The following is a 17,487-nucleotide window of genomic DNA, read 5'->3' as shown; positions in this document are numbered from 1 at the left end:
GGGTCCGGGCTTGGGCGTGGCCGCGTTCGCTGGAGCCATGTTCTACACTCTGTTTCTTCTTCGGTATTCCGAAGGGGTGACGCTCATCCGCGCGGCGAACAACCGGCTCAAGTAGTAGCCGGAGGCATAGCCGCATGCGGAGGCGATCTGCTCTATCGTCATCCTCGTCTCGCATAACAGACGGCAAGCCTGTTTCATTCGCAGGCCGGTCAAGTAGTCGCCGGGCGTCATGTTGTAGGCGGCGCGGAAACGGCGGATCAGCTGCACGGGACTGAGGCCGAGTTCGCCGGCGAGCTCCTTGACCCCATACGGTTCGGAGCAACGCTCTTCGAGCCGCCGGGCGGCGCGATTCATCAGCTTGTCGGCGGAACGGGGAACATCCGGTCCGTCGCCTTCGATATGTTCCAAGCACCACGTTTTCCAAATATCATTCCAATAATGGGAAATAAGCGACAGCCGTTTGAAGCCGCTCAGCGCGTTGAGCCGCCTCCACTTGCCGAACGTATCAAACAGCCGGTGGCTGTCGGCGGGCGTAAACGTGACGGGGAGGCGGGGGGCGCTCCCGTCTTCGGATATATTGTCCGGGTGCGGCTCATTCCATCTCAGCAGGACGAAATGGAACGTCATCGGGGAGGCGGCCGTCCGTCGCCGAAACGGGACGTTCGGCGGACAAAGCACGAGCGAGCCGCTTCCGGCCGTCCCGTGCGATTCTCCGATTTCGTAGGCGAACGAGCCGCTTTCTATGGCAAACAGGCACCAGGTCGGATACGTATCCGATTGCAGGATAAAATCCCGCTTCTTATTCCAGAACGTATATCCTGTCACACTCCACTCCAGTTCGGCGAGCCTCATCGTCGGCTCGAAGGCCTCCGTTTGTTTGCCGCCGCCGGTTATGCCGAAGTTCGCCATCGCGAATCCCCTCCCGATCCGTAAGTGATGAAATAATAGACACAAAAGATGATCGTATCGTGCATTTCATGGCGAAAAATAGCTGCTATTATGAAATTATATATATCATAACGCAGCTAAGGTGGTTTTGACTATGCGCAATGAAACGGTACGTACAGATATAACGGTTGTCGGCGGCGGGCTTGCCGGCGTAAATGCGGCGATTGCGGCCGCAAGACTGGGCCGAACGGTGGCGCTCGTGCAAAATCGGCCGGTGCTCGGCGGCAATTCGAGCAGCGAAGTTCGCGTATGGGTATGCGGCGCCACGGCTCACGGCACGCACCGCTACGCGCGGGAAACGGGCATCATGGGCGAGCTGTTCGTCGAGAATCAGTATCGCAACCCGGACGGCAATCCGTATATATGGGATCTGGTCGTGCTGGAGGCCGTGAAGGCGGAACCGAACATCCAGTTGTTCCTGAACACCGATGTCCATGAGGTAGAGGCGCATGGCGACGAGAATGACCGGACGATTACGTCCGTAACGGGCTGGATGATGGCTTCGGAGCGGCGTATCCGGTTCGAGAGCGACGTGTATCTCGATTGCACCGGGGACGGGCTTGTCGGTTTTCTCGCCGGCGCAAAATACCGGCTCGGCCGAGAGGCGAAAGAGGAATACAACGAGGAATGGGCTCCCGAAGTCGCGGACGATATTACGCTCGGCAGCACCTTGCTGTTTTATACGAAGGATGCGGGACATCCGGTAAAGTTCGTACCGCCATCCTTTGCCAAAGATATTACGCAGACGACGATTCCGATGAAACGCGTCATCCGCAGCGGCGACTCAGGCTGCCATTACTGGTGGATCGAATGGGGCGGCGAGCTCGACACGGTGCATGACAACGAACGCATCCGCGACGAGTTGTGGTCGGTCATTTACGGCATATGGGATTACATTAAAAATTCCGGCAAGTTCCAGGCGGACAACATGACGCTGGAATGGGTCGGATCGCTTCCCGGCAAGCGGGAATACCGCCGGTTCGTCGGCGATTACGTGCTGAACCAGAACGATATTCTCGCGCAGCGGCCGTTCGAGGACGGGGTTGCGATCGGAGGCTGGTCGATCGACCTGCACCCGCCGCAAGGGATGTACTCGACCGAAAGCGGCTCGAAGCATCTGCACATTGACGGCGTGTACCACATTCCGTTCCGCTCGCTTTACTCGGTCAATGTGCGCAACATGCTCATGGCCGGGCGCGACATCAGCGCTTCGCACGTCGCCTTCGGCACGACGCGCGTCATGGCGACTTGCGCCGTCGCCGGCGAAGCCGCAGGCACGGGCGCCGCGCTCTGTGTCGCCGCGGGCGTCACGCCGCGTGAGCTGTACGCGTCGCACCGCGACGAGCTGATGCAGACGCTGCTGCGTCAAGATGCCTCGATCGTTGGCCTCCGTAATACGGACGGCCTCGATCTGGCGCGGAAGGCGCGCAGCAGCGCCTCCGGCGCGCTCGCCCGGCTCGCCGTGGAGCGCCACGGGCAGGAGCGTTACCGGCTCGCGAGCGATGCCGCGCTGCTCTTCCCCGTGGAGCCGCGGCTGGACGGCCTCGAGCTGCTGCTGGATGCGGACGAGGCGACGACCGTCGAGGTCGCGCTGTTTGACACCGGCCGCAAGATGAACTATGTGCCGCATACGCTGCGGGCACAGGCGTCGGCAAGCGTAGCGAAAGGCGAGAAGATGTGGGTCCGCTTCGATCTGAGCTGGACACCGGACGAGGCGCAAAATGCGTTCGTCGTCGTCAAGGCGAACAACGCGGTGCAGCTGTACCATTCTAGCGAGCCGATGAGCGGCGTGCTCCTGTTCTTTAACGGCGGCGAGCCGATCGTATCCTCGAAGCTGGAGGACCACAGGGCGACTCAGCCTGTCGTACAGTGGCGGATGGGGCGCAAAGCCCGCCAGCCTTTCTGCTTCCGCGCTCTCGGAGCGTCGTCGGCTTATACGCCGGAAAAGGCGATAAACGGCTTCCGCAGGCCGTACGGAGGTCCGCAGCAATGGATGTCCGAGCGAATGCAGGCAGGCCGGGAAGAGTGGCTTCAGCTGGATTGGGACAAAGCGGCGGCCGTTCGGGAAGTGCATCTCACGTTTAACGACGATGTCAATGAAGATTTGATCAACCTGCATCATCACAAAACATCGTTCGAGATTATGCCGGAGCTTGTCCGCGATTACCGGATCGATGCGTGGGACGGTGGCGGCTGGAACACGCTGCTGCGGGAAACCGGCAACCGGAAGCGGCGCCGCGTCCATACGCTGTCCGAGGCGGTCTCTACTGGGAAGTTGCGAATCGTCGTCGAGGCAACGAACGGCAGCGAATTTGCGGAAGTGGTGGAAGTGCGGGTATACGAATAAAGGGATGAGGCCTCCCGCCACCGAGAGGTGCAGCCGGGACGGGATAAACGGAAGCAAAAGTTCCGCTATAGCTCTTGGGAACCCGCTGTTTAGGGTGATAGAGGAAGCAGAAGTTCCGTTATGGCCGCGACTTGCCGTAGTAGGAGCGGATATTTGGACCATAACGGAAGCGGCACTTCCTTTAAGCCGGCATAGAAAGCCTGCCAAGCGGTAATAGCGGAACTCGCGGTTCCGCTGTAGCACCGGGTAGCGGAAGTGAAAGTTCCGCTAAGGGCAGCTCGTAGGAGATCGAGGGGCACTGATGGATACAAAGTAAACAGGGGCGGCCCAAAAGGACCGCCCCTGTTTACTTTGAGCCCGTGCCGCCGATTACTCCGATTCCCCATAAATATATCGATTGAGGAAATCGTTGCGGAATTTCCCTTCGGGGTCGCAGCGGCGGAGCAACTCGCGGAACTCGGGCAGCTTCGCATAAAGCGATTGCAGCCGGGCGGGTGGCATGGCGAACCATTTGCCCCAGTGAGGTCGAGCGTCAAAAGGAGCAAGCTGCTCCTCGATCAGCGGCAGCAGCTGCCGGACGGCCTCGGCGTTGGCCTTCCACGTAAAATGGATCGCCACCGATGGCTCCTTGTAGCACGGGCTCATCCACAACAGATCGTCTGCAATGGTGCGAATTTCGGAAATGTACAGATGCGGGGACAGGCGCTCCCGCAGCCGTCCGATTGCCTTGATGGCGTCGCGTGCGTGCCGGCGGGCAACAAAATATTCGCTCTGCAGCTCGTCTCCGGCACTTGGCGTAAAATCCATGCGGAAGTGGGCCAGCCGCTCGTGCCAGGGCCCCGGAATGCCGAGCTGTTCGCTGCAATTGTCGGGAGGGTAGCCCGGAACCGGGTGCAGGGGACCGGCGGCAGGCGTCGCACCGAAGTAATCGCTTGCTGTCTGGTCGGAGCCGGGATCGGATAGGTTCCGCTTAAGCCATACTTGGTTAAACGACTCCCGCCGCCAATCGGTGAACAGACTGACGCTGTAGGCGCCCGAGAAGATTTGTTCGAAATGGCCGTCTAGCTGTGCCGGAGGCAAGTTTTCGTATACGGACTGGCTGATCTGAAAAGCCGGTACGACATCCAGCGTCAGCTTGGTAACGATGCCCAGCCCTCCGAGTCCGACGGCCGCTCCGGCAATATCTTCGTCTTGCGGCTCTCGGGAGAACGTAACCGTCTCCCCGTCACCCCGGACGACTTCCATCGCATGCACGGCCGTAGCCAGATTGCCGTTTCGGTCGCCGGAGCCGTGAGTGGCCGTAGCGCATGCGCCCGCAACCGTTATATGCGGCAGCGACGCCAAATTGTGCAGCGCATAGCCGTGTTCATGAAGATAGCGGCACAGCTCTCCGTACCGGATGCCGCCCTCAACCGTTACGGTGCCGCGAGTTCGATCGAGCCCGATAACCCGGTTCAGCTTCTCCAGCGAGATTAAGATTCCCGCGCTGTCGGCGATGTCATGAAACGAATGACGGGTACCGAGCGCCTTCACCCGGCTGCTGCGGGCCACCTGCTCCTGAATCTGCTCCACGCGCTCGGGGATATAAAGCTCCGGAGCGCCATACGTATAGCTGCCTGCCCAGTTTTGAAGCTTCGACACGACTCCCACTCCTCTTCGGATTGCGCTCCAAGCTCGCTTTGAAACGCGTTTTACCTTCTCAGCAGGTTCACTTTATTGGATTAACGCTTCGTCCTCAAGCCTGTGCAAAATGTGATGAGCGGTTTCTTCGGCGGTTAACTCGGACGAGTCCAGCCACATGCCGATTCGCGGCGTTTCCTTCCGCAGCAGCTCATCCAAGCCTTCTACGGTCCAGATGCCGTATCCTTTTTTGTGCCGCTCAGCCTCCCTTTGCGCAACGACGGCCGGATTCGGGCAGAGCACTACGACATAGAAGGGGCGGCTTTGGACGAACGATACGAATTCGTTCAACATCGGGCCGACCACGACATCCTGTACTACCGCCGTAAAGCCTGCCTGGACGTAGGCGTCCGCCGTATGAGCGGCAAGCCGGTACCGGAGCCGAAGCTGATCCAGTTCTTCGTTTCCCGCATCGGGCTGAACCTCTTTGCGGTTATTCACTATCATTCTGCGAAAGACGTCCCCGCGTACGTGCACAGATTGCTCGAAGCGCTCGGATACGAGCTGGGCGACTGTCGATTTGCCGCTTGCCATAATGCCCGTTATTAAAATCAGGCGCGGGTTTTCTTTTTTCACTCGGCATCCCTTCCTTTGTCTTCATTGTACATGCAAAAAACGAGCCGCGAACAGACCAAGTTCAAATAAAACGCAGTGTATGGCGTCAAACGCTGTATTCGGACGGGGAAATCGACGATAATGAGGGTAGCGGATCAAGTTGGTTTTCGAGGAGGATAAGCGAAGGTTATGGCGATCTACATTGCGCTGCTGCGCGGCATTAATGTTAGCGGGCAAAAGCTGATCAAGATGGACCGGCTGAAGGAAATGTTCGAAACGATGCCAGTGCGGAACGTAAGAACTTATATTCAGAGCGGGAATGTAGTCTTCACGGCGGAAGAGACCGATACGGAGCGTCTGCGTCTGCTCATCGAGAGTAAGCTGCGCGAAGCGCTCGGCTATGGCGTGGACGTTGTCGTCCGAACGAAGGAAGAGCTGGAGCGGGCGATAGCGGGCAATCCGTTCGGCGGGGAGGAAGCGGCAGGAGAGGCGAAGCTGTACGTTTCGTTTCTGTCCGGGGAGCCGGAGCCGGCCGCCGCAGAGCGGCTCGCGTCGCTGCGCAGCGAAGTGGACGAGTACCGGCTGATAGGCTGCGAAGCCTACATCCTCTGCCGGGAGCGGTACGGCCAATCGCTGTTCTCGAACAATTTTTTGGAGAAAAAGCTCGGCGTGCTCGCGACAACGCGCAACTGGCGGACGGTGAACAAGCTGGCCGCAATGGCCGCGGAGCAATAGCGGGGACAGCGGTGCAAGCAGATTAAGCGGATCGGGAAGCAGACGCAAGGCCCCCCGGCCGAATAAGAAAGGAGCCAAGAGAATGGAGCGACAATTGAAATCACCTAACAGCATCAACATGCTGCAAAATGTACGCCGCATATGCGCGGGGCTTCCGGAGGCGGAGGAGCTTGTCGACGGCTTCGGCCATTCGGTATTTAAAGTGCGGGGCAAATCGTTTGTTATGATGGGGGAAGTTGACAATGGCGACGCCAATCTGTCGTTCAAATCGGATCGCGAAAATCAGGAGATTCTTACCCGGCAGGAAGGTTTTTACCGGACGCCGTATATCGGCCAGCACGGCTGGGTTTCGATAAAAAATCCGCAGCAATGGGACGAGCTTGGCGATCTGCTTCAGGAGGCGTACCTACGGGCGGCGCCGAAACGTCTTGTCCGGCTGTTTATGGACGAGCAGGAGAGCAAGGGGTAATTCGGCTCCGGCCGGGTATGGTTTGTTGTGCGTTCCGGCTCGTCTAGCGCGGACAATCGATAGTAAACTCGATAGGGAAAAGCCATATAGTCTACAAGCCCCGCCGCAAACGACGGGGCTTGTTTGCGGCGGGCCGTTTACGGCAGTCTCGAGGCCGCTTCCTCCGCCCATTCGAGCAGCCGGCTGCGAAGTCCTTCGCCTTCGAGCTTCGCTACCATCTGCCGAGCCGTTTCGAAGCTGAACGTCACCCGTCCGGTCGTTTCGTAGCCTGCCGGCATCGGCACGTAGCGCTCTACCCGTGCGATGTAAAAAACGGTGTACGTGTCGGTCGATTCCCAGTACAGGGCTGCAATCGGCAATCGCTCCCGCTTCAGCACGAGACCGGCTTCCTCGACCGTTTCCCGATCCAGCGCGTCCTCCAGCGATTCCCCCGGCTCCAGCCGTCCTCCTACGGTCGTAAGCGTCTTTTCGTTGCGGTCCCAGACGAGGACGATCGATCCGTCCTCCAGTACCGGAATGCTGTGAACCCCTGCGATCCGTTTATCGTTTGGCAGTTCGCCCACCAATCGCTTAAGCATCGTTTTCAGTTCTCCTCTCTGTAAGTGGGCCCGAGTCTAACGGTCGTCCGCATCTTTTTTGGCCGATCCCCGCTTCCGATACAGCTGCCGATACTCCTTGGGCGAGAAGTTTTGCCAGCTTTTGAACAGCCGGCTGAAGTAATGCAGCTCCATGCCGACGGCGGCAGCCACGTCCGTTACGGACAGATCGGTGGCCCGCAGCAGTTCCACCGCTTTAGCGAGGCGGATGCGCTTCAAATATTGCATCGGCGATGCGCCGAGCATTGTTTTGAACTGCTGGGCGAAATAATTCGGGCTCAAATGGAACAGCCGGGCGAGCTCCTCCACGGACAGCTCGGACGCCAGATGCTCCTTCATATAAGCGGCGGCCGTTTTCATTTTTTCGTACGTCAGCGAAGCATTCGTCTGTTTCTCCGTCACTTCGGCCCGTTCCATGTAGAAGCGGAGCAGGTCGAACAAAATCGACTTCACCTTCAGCGCGGCTGCAAGCTCATTACGGCGTTTAAACCGGACAAGCTCCGCGAACAACGCCTCCGCTTCCGCCGCCGATGATGCGCCGCTCACCTCGATCCGGTAAGGCAGCTTCATCACCTGGAACGGGTTCAGATCCCCGATCGATGCGGTAAAATGGCACCAGTATTTATATAACGTGCGCGGGGCGGACGTCGATAACGTCTGTTTTACGCCGGCGGGAAGCAGGTACAACTGTCCGGGTTTTGCCTCGAGTACGGTATCGTCGAGTTGGAAGACGCCCTCGCCGTCGAGGATATAGTAAAGCCTGTGGATGTCCGGCGTGTAGTTCGCGTGACCCCAGCTCGGCGATACCTTCGTTAATTGCGCAATCGTCACGTCCGCCTGCAGGTTGGACAAAAGCTGCTTCAAAAAGTCGTTACGGTTTAAATCCATACGGATAGTCACCCATATTTTGTTAAATTTATGGAGAAGCCGTTGCTTTGTTCAAATCCATTATAGAACTACTGCGCTACAATACATAATGATACCGGACTTTCGAGAAAAGGGAGCGCGCACCATGCACACGATAACGTATGACAATGCTCCGAGCGGCTGGAACGAGGCGCTTCCGCTCGGCAACGGCCGATTTGGCGGCATGATGTTTTTCGAGGATCATACGCTGACGATGGCGATGAATCATTATGAGGTGTACTACCAGAAGCTGCACCGGTACAGCAAGACGTACCGAAGCGGGAATAAGCGCGACTTCTCGCGCATGTACGGCTTTACGTTCGAGGAGCTGAAGCGGCGGGTAACGGAGATGTACCGGAACCCCGAGGAAGGCCCGTTTTATTTGTACGGCGATTCGTTCTCCGCGAACAATTTTTATCGCAGATACGGTAAGCCATCCGGGGGCGTGACCCATTATCCGACCGGAGAAATACGGCTGTATCCATCGTCCGAGCTGGCAGAGCCGGACAACTATTCGCTGCGCCTCAGCGTCGAAACGGCGCAGGTCGACTTGCGGATCGAGAAGGGGGAACGCTACCTCGACACGCGGACGTTTATCGCCGATTGCGAAGATGTCGTCGTTACACAGATCAGACAGACGGGCGGGGAGCTTGTACCCGCGATCGAAATGTCGGTTCCTGCGAGAAGATATGCGGATATGACGGTCCATTACGGTCAGGCGGACGACACTACGTTTTATTATACAGGCTCCTTCTACTCGGATGGTGAGGACAAGGAGCGGTTCGGTCCGTTTACGTTCCTCGTTATGACGAAGCTGGTAGGCGCGAAGGGACAAGCTGTTATTACGGAGGATGCCATTCGCGTGAACCTCCATGACGCGGGGGAGAACGTAACGATTTTGACGACGGTCGTGACCGAGGAGGAAACGGCGGATTTGCTGCAAACCGCGCTTCGGCGTATGGATGGCATCGCTTCGCGGGTCGCGGCGATTACAGAGCGTCACGAGGCGTATTGGCGAAGCTTCTGGAAGCGATCGTCGGTTAGTCTGCCCGACAGTATGCTGGAGGATTTGTGGCACGTCAACTTGTACGCGATCGCCTGCAGCAGCGGGAAGGGCGGCCGCATGTACGAGCAGGCTTGCGGGCTGAACGGCCTGTGGGATATTAAGCAGCCGACCAAATGGGGCAGCATGTGGTATTGGGACGTTAACATTCAGGCCGCCTTTTGGCCGCTTTATACGGCCAATCATCTGGAGGTGGCGGAAGCGTTTAACGACGCGCTGCTTTCGTATACGGCCGCGGCTGAAGCGATGGCGGAGCAATTTTACGGCCTGGAGGGTTATGCCGCGGATTATCCGCACGCGCTGTATTTGAGCATTTGGCCGTGGTGCGCGCAATTTTTGTGGGATTACTACCGCTACAGCATGGACGAGGCGTTTCTGCGGGAGAAAGCGTATCCGCTGTTTAAGCAGCTTGTCCGCTTTTTCGAAGGGTATTTGCAATACGATGCGGCCCAGGATCGTTACGATGTGTTCCCCGACATTTCGCCGGAGCAAGGTCCGCTCACCCGCAACTCGGTCAGTACGCTGGCCACGCTCCGATACTTGCTGAAGATGACGGCGGAAGCGAGCCTAACGCTTGGCGAACCGGAAGCCGAGCGGACCGCCTGGGCAGCGCTGGCGGATCGTCTCGCTCCTTATCCGACAGCCATTTCCGGCACATATGGCGATGTACTGCGGGATTCGGAGTGGGCGCCGGCGGACTTGCATCTGCGCCATCCGTCCTTGCTGATGCCGATCTATCCGATCGGCGAGATCGACCGCTACAGCGAGGAGACGCTGCGGAAGCGGGCCGAGAACACGCTGCGTTATGCAGAGCGGCATACGGAGTACGGCGTGTTCCAGTTCGGCTGGCTGTCCGCCGCCGCTTCCCGGCTCGGGAAAGGGAATACGGCGCTGCGGCTGCTGTACGAGCAGGGCATCGATTTGTCGCTGCGCCCGAACGGCCTGTTCGCCGAGGAAACGGAGCGCTGGATGAACTATTGCAACATTACGAACGAGCCGCTTTATTATCCGCACGTCATGGAGGCTTCCGGCGAGGTGGTTGCCGCCGTTAACGAAATGCTGCTGCAAAGCTACGGCGGCGTCATCGACGTCTTCCCGGCGGTGCCGACCGGGGAGAGCGAACCGGAGCGGATGATCGGCCTGTACGAGCATGATGTTGCGAAACAGGTGCGGACGTATCCAAAGTGGCATGACTGCGCGTTTCGCGACTTGCTGGCCGTCGGCGCTTTCGAGGTTAGTGCGGCGATGATTCAAGGCCGTACGGCATGGGTTCGGCTCAAAAGCCTGGCCGGCTCGCGCGCAACTGTGCGAAACCCGTTCGCGACCTCTGCGAAAGTTGCGGTATCGCGGCTGGAAGGCCGTGAATGGCTTCCGGCGGAAAGCCGTCTGGACGGAGACGTTATCGTATTCGATACGGAAAAAGGCTGCGAGTACGCGCTCCATCCGGCCGAGGAAAGCATAGCCGCACTGCTGGCGGAGAAACCGCGCGTCAGGCTCGACGAAGCTCGTCCGCGTGTGCATGTAGCCCATACGAACCGCCGGGTGTACGTGGGCAAAAACCGGGATACGTTGCATGATAAGCTGCTCGACCACTTTACGTTCGACTATGTAGCGGGCAATCACCGGGAATCGCGGCTTGCCGCTTACCGGCTTGACTTCGGCGTACCGAAGGAGCGGCTGGACAAAGATTACGCGGAGGCGCTGCCGAGACAGGTGCATAGGGATCAAGGCATACTGGGCCAAGCGTTCCGCAAAATGACGGCGGACACCGTCTTCTCGCCGCGCAGCGGCATCGGTTGGGCATGTGCGGACGGCTTAAGCGCCGCCGATTCGGGCGGGCCCGATCTGCTGCGGCGAGACAGCGTAGGCGGGACGGAGGAGAGGACGTTCGTGCTGGAGCTGCCGAGAGGCCGGTACGACGCGCTGATCGTGACCGGCGATTACGGCTCCGCGACGTATACGGAGATCGAAGTCAGCCAGATCGTATGGAAGCCGGAGCGGACGCTGCGGGCGGGCGAGTTCGCCTCGACGATCGTACCGGTCGATCAGCGGAAGGACGGGTACGCGCAAATCCGTTTTCGCACGAAGGCGGGCGAGAAGTGGAACGTGTGCCTGATAATTGTGAACAAAAACTACACGTATTTATAGACGAATTGGTTCGAGCTGAATGTTTATGCGGGTGAAATGTTAACAGTGTTAAAAAACCGTCTATCGACGTAATTCAGGTGAGGAGCGACTCGTTGAAAATTAGAGGGTGTCCCAAAAGGTCCGATGATAGGGGAGCTGCCCAATTGCTAAACGAAAGGTAACGAAAGGATCTCAATTCCACTGGAAGGTGGAGGCTGAGGTCCTTTTTCTTAAGGGAAATCGGTTCTAAGCGGGGCTTGAAAAATCGCAAGATGTCTTTTGGGATAGCTCCTGTTCGGACTTTCATGGGCTGAACTTCAACCGGAAGCCGAGAAGACGATATGAAATACGCGATGATCAATGGGATTGATCATTGATATATTTTATATATTAGATATAATAAGTATACAAGGGGGCGATACTTATTCAAGTTTGTCCGTACCTGGAATATGCGTTCAGCATTTTGGGGAAGAAGTGGAACGGGCTGATTTTGCACTATTTGTCGCTGTGCCCGGACGGCGCCGCGCATTTCTCGGAGATGCTGAAAGATTTGCCCGATATTACGCCGAGAGCTCTTTCTTTGAAATTAACCGAGCTGGCCGAGAACGGGTTTATCGAGAAACAAGTAACGACCGAGCCGGCCGTCGTCATCACCTACCGACTGACGGAGAAGGGCCGCGCTTTGACGGCGGCGCTGGAACCGGTCCAGCAGTGGGCCTTGCAATATCGTGACCGATAATTTGAAGGGGGAACGTACGATGAGCAGCAACAATATGATGTGCGATCTGGAAACGGGAGTATGCGGCGATGCCGGCGAGGACGCTGTGGAGACGATCGATTGGAACGAGCCGCAACGCCAGGTCCAGCTTTATTATGTAACCGACCCGATCTGTTCGCACTGTTGGGCGCTCGAACCGGTGCTGCGGAGATTTGAGACGCAGTTCGGCCACTACGTCCGGGTTCGTACGGTGATGGGGGGACTGCTCGCCAGCTGGGACGGCTTCGCTGACGCCGGCAACGGAATCAGCCGTCCTGCCGATGTGGCGGGGCATTGGAGAGAGGTCGGCGAGCATTCGCGCATGCCGATCGACGGTTCCTTATGGCTCGATAACCCCGTGTTATCGTCGTATCCGCCATCCCGTGTCTTTAAGGTGCTTCAGCAAAAAGACGAGAAGCTCGCCGGCGTATTTCTGCGCAGAGCCCGGGAAGCCGTGTTTGTATGGAACCGGAATATTGGGCAGGATCAGGTGCTAACCGATATCGTTAATGCTATGGGGCTGGATGGCGCCGCGATCGTAGAGGAAGCGGGCAGCTCGGAGGCGCAGGAAATGCTGGAGGCGGATTTTGCGCTATCCCGCTCTCTAGGCGCTCGCGGATTTCCGACGATTGTGCTCGTGAACGAAGAGCGGAAGGGAGTCAAGATCGTTGGGGCAAGGCCGCTCGAAACTTACGTTGCGGGACTGAGGCAGGCGCTGCTGACCGAGGCCTTGCAAGCGAAGCCGGTTCCTGAACTGGCCGTAATGCTGCAGAAGGAAGAGCGTCTGTTTTCCAAAGAAATCGAGATTTTGTACGATCTGGAGCAGCAGGAGGTCGGTTCGTTTGTTCAAAAGGAACTGCCGTCCGGCAGCTATACGGAGAAACACATTTTGGGCGAGGTTTATATGGAGCGAACATAAGAAGCGGCCCGGCGAGGACAGTAACCGCGCAGAAATCGGCAGCTCTCCCCTTCGTAACGGAAGGAGGGAGCTGCTTTCGTTTGACTAACGGATTTTCGACCCAAGCTTAACCGGCTGAACTATCGGCTCGCGCCCGATTTAATCAGATCCTCATTCCGCGCGATATGGACCGGCAGTCCCGTTTCCGCCGATTCGGCAGCGGCGATTGCGATTGCGGCGCTGTCTCTGGCGCCCCATATGCCGGACATCGACGGCTCGCCCTTTTGGATCAGCTCGACAAACGTATCGACGATCGCCTGGTCGCCTCCGCCGTGTCCTCCGGAGCGCTTCTCGGAGTGGTAGGTCTGAACTTCCTTCGTATGCCGCTTCATCACCGTGATTTTAAAATCCTGCTGGTTGTTGTAGAAGCCGATGATCTTGCCCTTCGTGCCGACAAACGTAAACTCCCGCGTATATTCCGGCGTGAAATGACACTCCATATACGACACCCGGGCTCCGTTGTCGTAATCGATCAGGACGAGTCCGTTGTCATGCGTGTCGATCTCCTCGGCGTAGACGCACAGATCGTCCTTCAGCCGAACCCCGCCGTAATCCATCTCCAGCCCCCGGCGATTATCCACGTAGTAAGCGCAAGAAGCCGCCTCGTCGCAAGTCCGGCACCGCTTGTCGCTCGGCGCGCTTCCGCCGAATACGTCCAGTCCGCTGGAGCAGTACACCTTGACCGGAGAAGAGTCGATCAGCCAATTCGTCAAATCTAGCGAATGCGTGCCTTTTTCCAGGATGAGGCTTTTCACGTAATCCTTGCGCCTTCGCGGCCCGTGGTAATAATAGTCGCCCCCGACCGAAACGTTGTCGATCACGCTGCCGAGCTTGATGTCTCCGATCTCGCCGGACGATATGATCCGCTTCATGTCCTCCATCAGCGAGCAGTACCGCAGCTCGAGACCGACCATAAATACCCGCTTCGCTTCCAGACCGGCTTGCGCCATCCGGTCGCAATCCTCGATCGACTGCGCCATCGGCTTCTCCAAATAGACATGCTTGCCCGCCTTCAGCGAGGCGACCGCGTGCTCGGCATGGGCGTGATCGTTGCTGCAGATTACGACCGCATCCAGGCCGGGAAGCTGGAGAAACGTCTCCAGTGAATCCGTAGCCGGAATGTCGCCCAGCTTTTCTTTGGCGAACGCCAGATTTTGCGGTACGATATCGCATAGCCCGACAAGCTCGCAGTCCGGATGCCTGCCGAAGTATTCGCCCCCGAAGTAGATGCCGCGCTTGCCCGTCCCCAGTATGCCGATGCCCATTTTTTTACCCGTTGTCATTGCTTCCGCCGCATGCGTAAGCGGCGTTCCCTCCTTTGCGCTCGCGCTTGGGTCATGTTGCTCTTCCCTCGTTCCTACATGCAATCGTATACAAAACGTTTGCCGCTTTCTATATAAGCTGATGCTGTTTATTGATACGTTTCTGCTCACTTCTTCGTCCGGAGATTCAGCCTGCATGGTATACTATCGATAAGGAACGACTATAAGGAAGGATGGAGGGGCGGATGATTCCATTGGAAAAGAGGATCGATCCTTCGGTCGGTAATCGATTTCCATTCAGAATGAGCGATGTTGCAGGGAGCAAAGACGGCTACTTGGTCATCCCCCATTGGCATGACCATCTTGAATTTATTCAAATTGTGAAAGGCCGCGTACTCGTTACGCTGGACGACCGGTCATTCTACGCGGACGAAGGCGATATCGTTTACGTGAACAGCGGACGGGTTCATGCCGTCCAGCTTGCAGGCCCGGGTGAAAAGCCGCGGATCAAAGGGATGATCTTCGACCGTTTGTTCGTTCTGAACTTGCTCGAAGGCTTCGAAACGAGACAAATGTACAATTTGTTCGTCCATGCGGGCCGTTACGAAAGTCTGATCGAGGCAGAGCATCCGTTATGGCGCGAGCTGAACGACTGCATCCGCACCGCGGACAATGAATATGCCGAGAGGGACATCGGCTACGAGATGGCGATCAAATCGTGCATTTACCGGATTGTCACCGCTATGCTGCGCCACTACAAACGCCATTTGCTGCCGGTCGGCGCCAGCTTCCATCAGTTGCAGCCCGCGCTGAGCTATATCGAGGAGCATTTCGCCGAGCGTTTGTCGATTACGGAAATCAGCCGAATCGCGAATATGAGCGCTTCGCACTTCAGTAGAACGTTCAAGTCGACGGTCGGCCTCACGTTCACGGACTACTTGACTTCGGTTCGTATGAACATGGCCAAGCAAATGCTCGTCGCCGGCAAATGGACGATTACCGAGGTGGCGGAGAAGACCGGCTTCTGCAACATTCACTACTTCGGCAAGGTGTTCAAGGAGACGACCGGGCTTAGTCCGTTGCAGTATAAGAATGAAACGATCCGCAAAAGCTTCGGCGAGGAATCCGGCTGAGCTTGTGCATAATCCTAAGCGCCATATACAAAAAAGCCCTCCCGGATGCCGGGAGGGTTAAAATAACTCCATAAATCGTATGCTGCTGTGTGCCAGCAGCCAGCTAGAAATCCGGTGATGAACTGAATGAACGGTTGTTTTGAATCATGCCGGAGAAACGTCAGTGGTCGCCTTTGTTACCGGACTTTTAGTTCAGCAAATGCTGGTACGGGCTGTAATCGATCCCGTGCTTCTCCAGAAACGTGATCAGGCTTTTATGATCGCGCTTCGGCGTGGCCAGAATGTAACCCTCGATGCATATTTGCTCCGTCACCTCGGATACGCCTTTCTCCAAGGCGACCTCGCCGATTTTCGCGGCGATGGAGTGGCGGGCGATGTCCCGGAACGGTCCGGGAACGGGGGAAACGAGCTTTTCCAGAAACGCCTTGGACGTGTCCGTCCACAAATGGCGGGACGCGTCTACATAATGATTTTGCCAATCCAGCTTCGATCTGCCGTCGGCCTTGGGCAGCACCTTCATAAATTTGCGGAACATGAAATAACCGCCGACCGACATGAAGAGCAGCAGCACAACCGCCCAGAACAGCAAAAAGTACATGAAACTTTGCGAAGGCATCGTTCATTCTCCTTAAGAAGAGAGCTTGTATTACTGGAATTATACCGCATTCGCAGATTGATTTGAAGTTTCGGGGTATTTGGAAATAAGCTTCGAAGCAAGGGCTCCACTTTGTGGGGTTATTTTGGTACAATAGGGGTAGCACATACAAAGGAGTCGAAGACGATGTTGAAGATTGGATCTCACGTTTCCTTTTCCGACAAGGGCTTGCTTAATGCAGCAAACGAAGCCGTGTCTTACGGTTCCAGCACGTTCATGATCTATACCGGAGCTCCTCAGAATACACGACGCAAACCGATCGAAGATCAATATATCGAAGAAGGCAAAACGCTCATGAATGAGCACACGATCGGCGAAATCGTCGTGCACGCACCGTACATCATTAACCTGGGCTCCTACAAGGAAGATACGTTCGAGCTGGCCGTCCGCTTCCTTCAGGACGAAATTCGCCGCACCGATTACATTGGCGTGCGCAATATCGTGCTGCATCCTGGCGCCTACACGGACAAGGATGCGGAGTACGGCATCAACCGTATCGCCGAAGGGCTGAATGAGGTGCTTCGCGGCACGAAGGACACGAATGTGAATATCGCGCTGGAGACGATGGCGGGCAAAGGCTCGGAAATCGGCCGTTCGTTCGAAGAGCTGGCGCAAATTATGGACAAGGTGGAAGACAATGGCCGCCTGACCGTCTGTATGGACACCTGCCATATTCATGACGCGGGCTACGACATTGTGGACGATTTCGACGGGGTTCTGAACCATTTCGACAAAACCGTCGGATTGGACCGCCTCGCCGTCCTCCATCTGAATGACAGCAAAAATGCGCGCGGCGCGGGCAAAGACCGCCACGCTCCGGTCGGAGCCGGCATGATCGGCTACAAAGCGATGAACTATATCGTGCATCATGATAGCTTGCAGCATTTGCCAATGATTCTGGAAACCCCGTGGATCGGCAAGGAGGACAAAACCGTCCGTCCGATGTACGAAGCGGAAATCGCGCTGCTGCGCGGCGATGTGCAGACCCGATTCGGCGGCGAGTTTCTCGATCATCTGGACCGGCTGCACCATTACTTCGGCAAACAGGAGATCGATCATCGCCAGTTTGTCGTATCGACCTGGGACGTTCTCAAAAATGACGCCAAGGCGAAAAAGGCTGATCCGCGCGAGCCGATGGAGCGGTTGTACGACATGGTCGTCGAAAGCCGCCTGTTCCCCGAGCTTAGCGAAGAACAAATCAACCAGCGCATTACGGCCTGGTTTGCGGGCAAAGAGCTGCTCGCCACCGTATAAGTAACCATAGGAACGTTATAGAGCGGACAAGCCTCCGCATGT

Annotated in this window: 15 protein-coding genes; 8 read left to right on the top strand and 7 right to left on the bottom strand. The window is 57.1% G+C overall.

What is annotated here, in order from left to right; all coding sequences use genetic code 11:
• Positions 1–42: 42 nt before the first annotated feature.
• The gene (locus D7M11_RS17500; protein ID WP_120748536.1) at positions 43–909 is read right to left on the bottom strand and encodes a helix-turn-helix domain-containing protein; all 867 of its coding nucleotides are present in this window, start codon (positions 907–909) and stop codon (positions 43–45) included.
• A gap of 133 nt (positions 910–1,042) precedes the next feature.
• Between D7M11_RS17500 and D7M11_RS17495 the strand changes: the two genes are divergently transcribed.
• The gene (locus D7M11_RS17495) at positions 1,043–3,295 is read left to right on the top strand and encodes an FAD-dependent oxidoreductase (protein WP_120748535.1); all 2,253 of its coding nucleotides are present in this window, start codon (positions 1,043–1,045) and stop codon (positions 3,293–3,295) included.
• A gap of 369 nt (positions 3,296–3,664) precedes the next feature.
• Here D7M11_RS17495 and D7M11_RS17490 read toward each other — a convergent pair whose 3' ends face one another.
• Positions 3,665–4,936, bottom strand: a complete 1,272-nt coding sequence (locus D7M11_RS17490) for an FAD-binding protein (RefSeq protein WP_120748534.1) — start codon at positions 4,934–4,936, stop codon at positions 3,665–3,667.
• A 72-nt stretch (positions 4,937–5,008) separates the two neighbouring features.
• The gene (locus D7M11_RS17485; RefSeq protein WP_120748533.1) at positions 5,009–5,551 is read right to left on the bottom strand and encodes an AAA family ATPase; all 543 of its coding nucleotides are present in this window, start codon (positions 5,549–5,551) and stop codon (positions 5,009–5,011) included.
• A 168-nt stretch (positions 5,552–5,719) separates the two neighbouring features.
• On the opposite strand from D7M11_RS17485, the gene D7M11_RS17480 reads away from it, so the two are divergent.
• Together D7M11_RS17480 and D7M11_RS17475 are read left to right on the top strand one after the other, a co-directional pair.
• Positions 5,720–6,265, top strand: a complete 546-nt coding sequence (locus D7M11_RS17480) for a DUF1697 domain-containing protein (protein WP_120748532.1) — start codon at positions 5,720–5,722, stop codon at positions 6,263–6,265.
• 82 nt (positions 6,266–6,347) lie between these two features.
• Positions 6,348–6,734, top strand: a complete 387-nt coding sequence (locus D7M11_RS17475) for an MmcQ/YjbR family DNA-binding protein (protein WP_120748531.1) — start codon at positions 6,348–6,350, stop codon at positions 6,732–6,734.
• A 137-nt stretch (positions 6,735–6,871) separates the two neighbouring features.
• On the opposite strand, the gene D7M11_RS17470 is transcribed toward D7M11_RS17475, so the two are convergent.
• Positions 6,872–7,312 (bottom strand): NUDIX domain-containing protein, encoded by a 441-nt coding sequence (locus D7M11_RS17470; protein WP_120748530.1) that lies wholly within the window; start codon positions 7,310–7,312, stop codon positions 6,872–6,874.
• A 36-nt stretch (positions 7,313–7,348) separates the two neighbouring features.
• Positions 7,349–8,218 (bottom strand): AraC family transcriptional regulator, encoded by an 870-nt coding sequence (locus D7M11_RS17465; RefSeq protein ID WP_120748529.1) that lies wholly within the window; start codon positions 8,216–8,218, stop codon positions 7,349–7,351.
• Positions 8,219–8,342: 124 nt separating this feature from the next.
• Here D7M11_RS17465 and D7M11_RS17460 point away from each other — a divergent pair, with 124 nt between their 5' ends.
• The 3 genes from D7M11_RS17460 (at position 8,343) to D7M11_RS17450 (ending at position 13,102) form a co-directional block, all read left to right on the top strand.
• Entirely contained in the window at positions 8,343–11,447 is a 3,105-nt protein-coding gene (locus tag D7M11_RS17460) for a glycosyl hydrolase family 95 catalytic domain-containing protein (RefSeq protein WP_120748528.1), read from the top strand.
• A gap of 403 nt (positions 11,448–11,850) precedes the next feature.
• Positions 11,851–12,165 (top strand): winged helix-turn-helix transcriptional regulator, encoded by a 315-nt coding sequence (locus tag D7M11_RS17455; protein ID WP_120748527.1) that lies wholly within the window; start codon positions 11,851–11,853, stop codon positions 12,163–12,165.
• A gap of 19 nt (positions 12,166–12,184) precedes the next feature.
• Positions 12,185–13,102, top strand: coding sequence for a DsbA family protein (locus tag D7M11_RS17450; RefSeq protein WP_120748526.1), 918 nt, complete (start codon positions 12,185–12,187; stop codon positions 13,100–13,102).
• A 119-nt stretch (positions 13,103–13,221) separates the two neighbouring features.
• Here the strand turns inward: D7M11_RS17450 and D7M11_RS17445 are convergent, their stop codons facing one another.
• The gene (locus D7M11_RS17445; protein WP_158606681.1) at positions 13,222–14,424 is read right to left on the bottom strand and encodes a Gfo/Idh/MocA family oxidoreductase; all 1,203 of its coding nucleotides are present in this window, start codon (positions 14,422–14,424) and stop codon (positions 13,222–13,224) included.
• Between the two features lie 224 nt (positions 14,425–14,648).
• Between D7M11_RS17445 and D7M11_RS17440 the strand changes: the two genes are divergently transcribed.
• The gene (locus D7M11_RS17440; protein WP_158606680.1) at positions 14,649–15,536 is read left to right on the top strand and encodes an AraC family transcriptional regulator; all 888 of its coding nucleotides are present in this window, start codon (positions 14,649–14,651) and stop codon (positions 15,534–15,536) included.
• A 187-nt stretch (positions 15,537–15,723) separates the two neighbouring features.
• Here D7M11_RS17440 and D7M11_RS17435 read toward each other — a convergent pair whose 3' ends face one another.
• Positions 15,724–16,152, bottom strand: a complete 429-nt coding sequence (locus D7M11_RS17435) for a DUF2621 domain-containing protein (RefSeq protein WP_120748523.1) — start codon at positions 16,150–16,152, stop codon at positions 15,724–15,726.
• A 165-nt stretch (positions 16,153–16,317) separates the two neighbouring features.
• On the opposite strand from D7M11_RS17435, the gene D7M11_RS17430 reads away from it, so the two are divergent.
• Positions 16,318–17,445 (top strand): deoxyribonuclease IV, encoded by a 1,128-nt coding sequence (locus tag D7M11_RS17430; protein ID WP_120748522.1) that lies wholly within the window; start codon positions 16,318–16,320, stop codon positions 17,443–17,445.
• Positions 17,446–17,487 lie beyond the last annotated feature (42 nt).

It is taken from the genome of Paenibacillus ginsengarvi (genome assembly GCF_003626695.1).
In the GTDB taxonomy this organism is placed as follows: domain Bacteria; phylum Bacillota; class Bacilli; order Paenibacillales; family NBRC-103111; genus Paenibacillus_AB; species Paenibacillus_AB ginsengarvi.
Note: the sequence above shows the minus strand (reverse complement) of the source record. Positions and strands in the feature narration are given on the sequence as shown.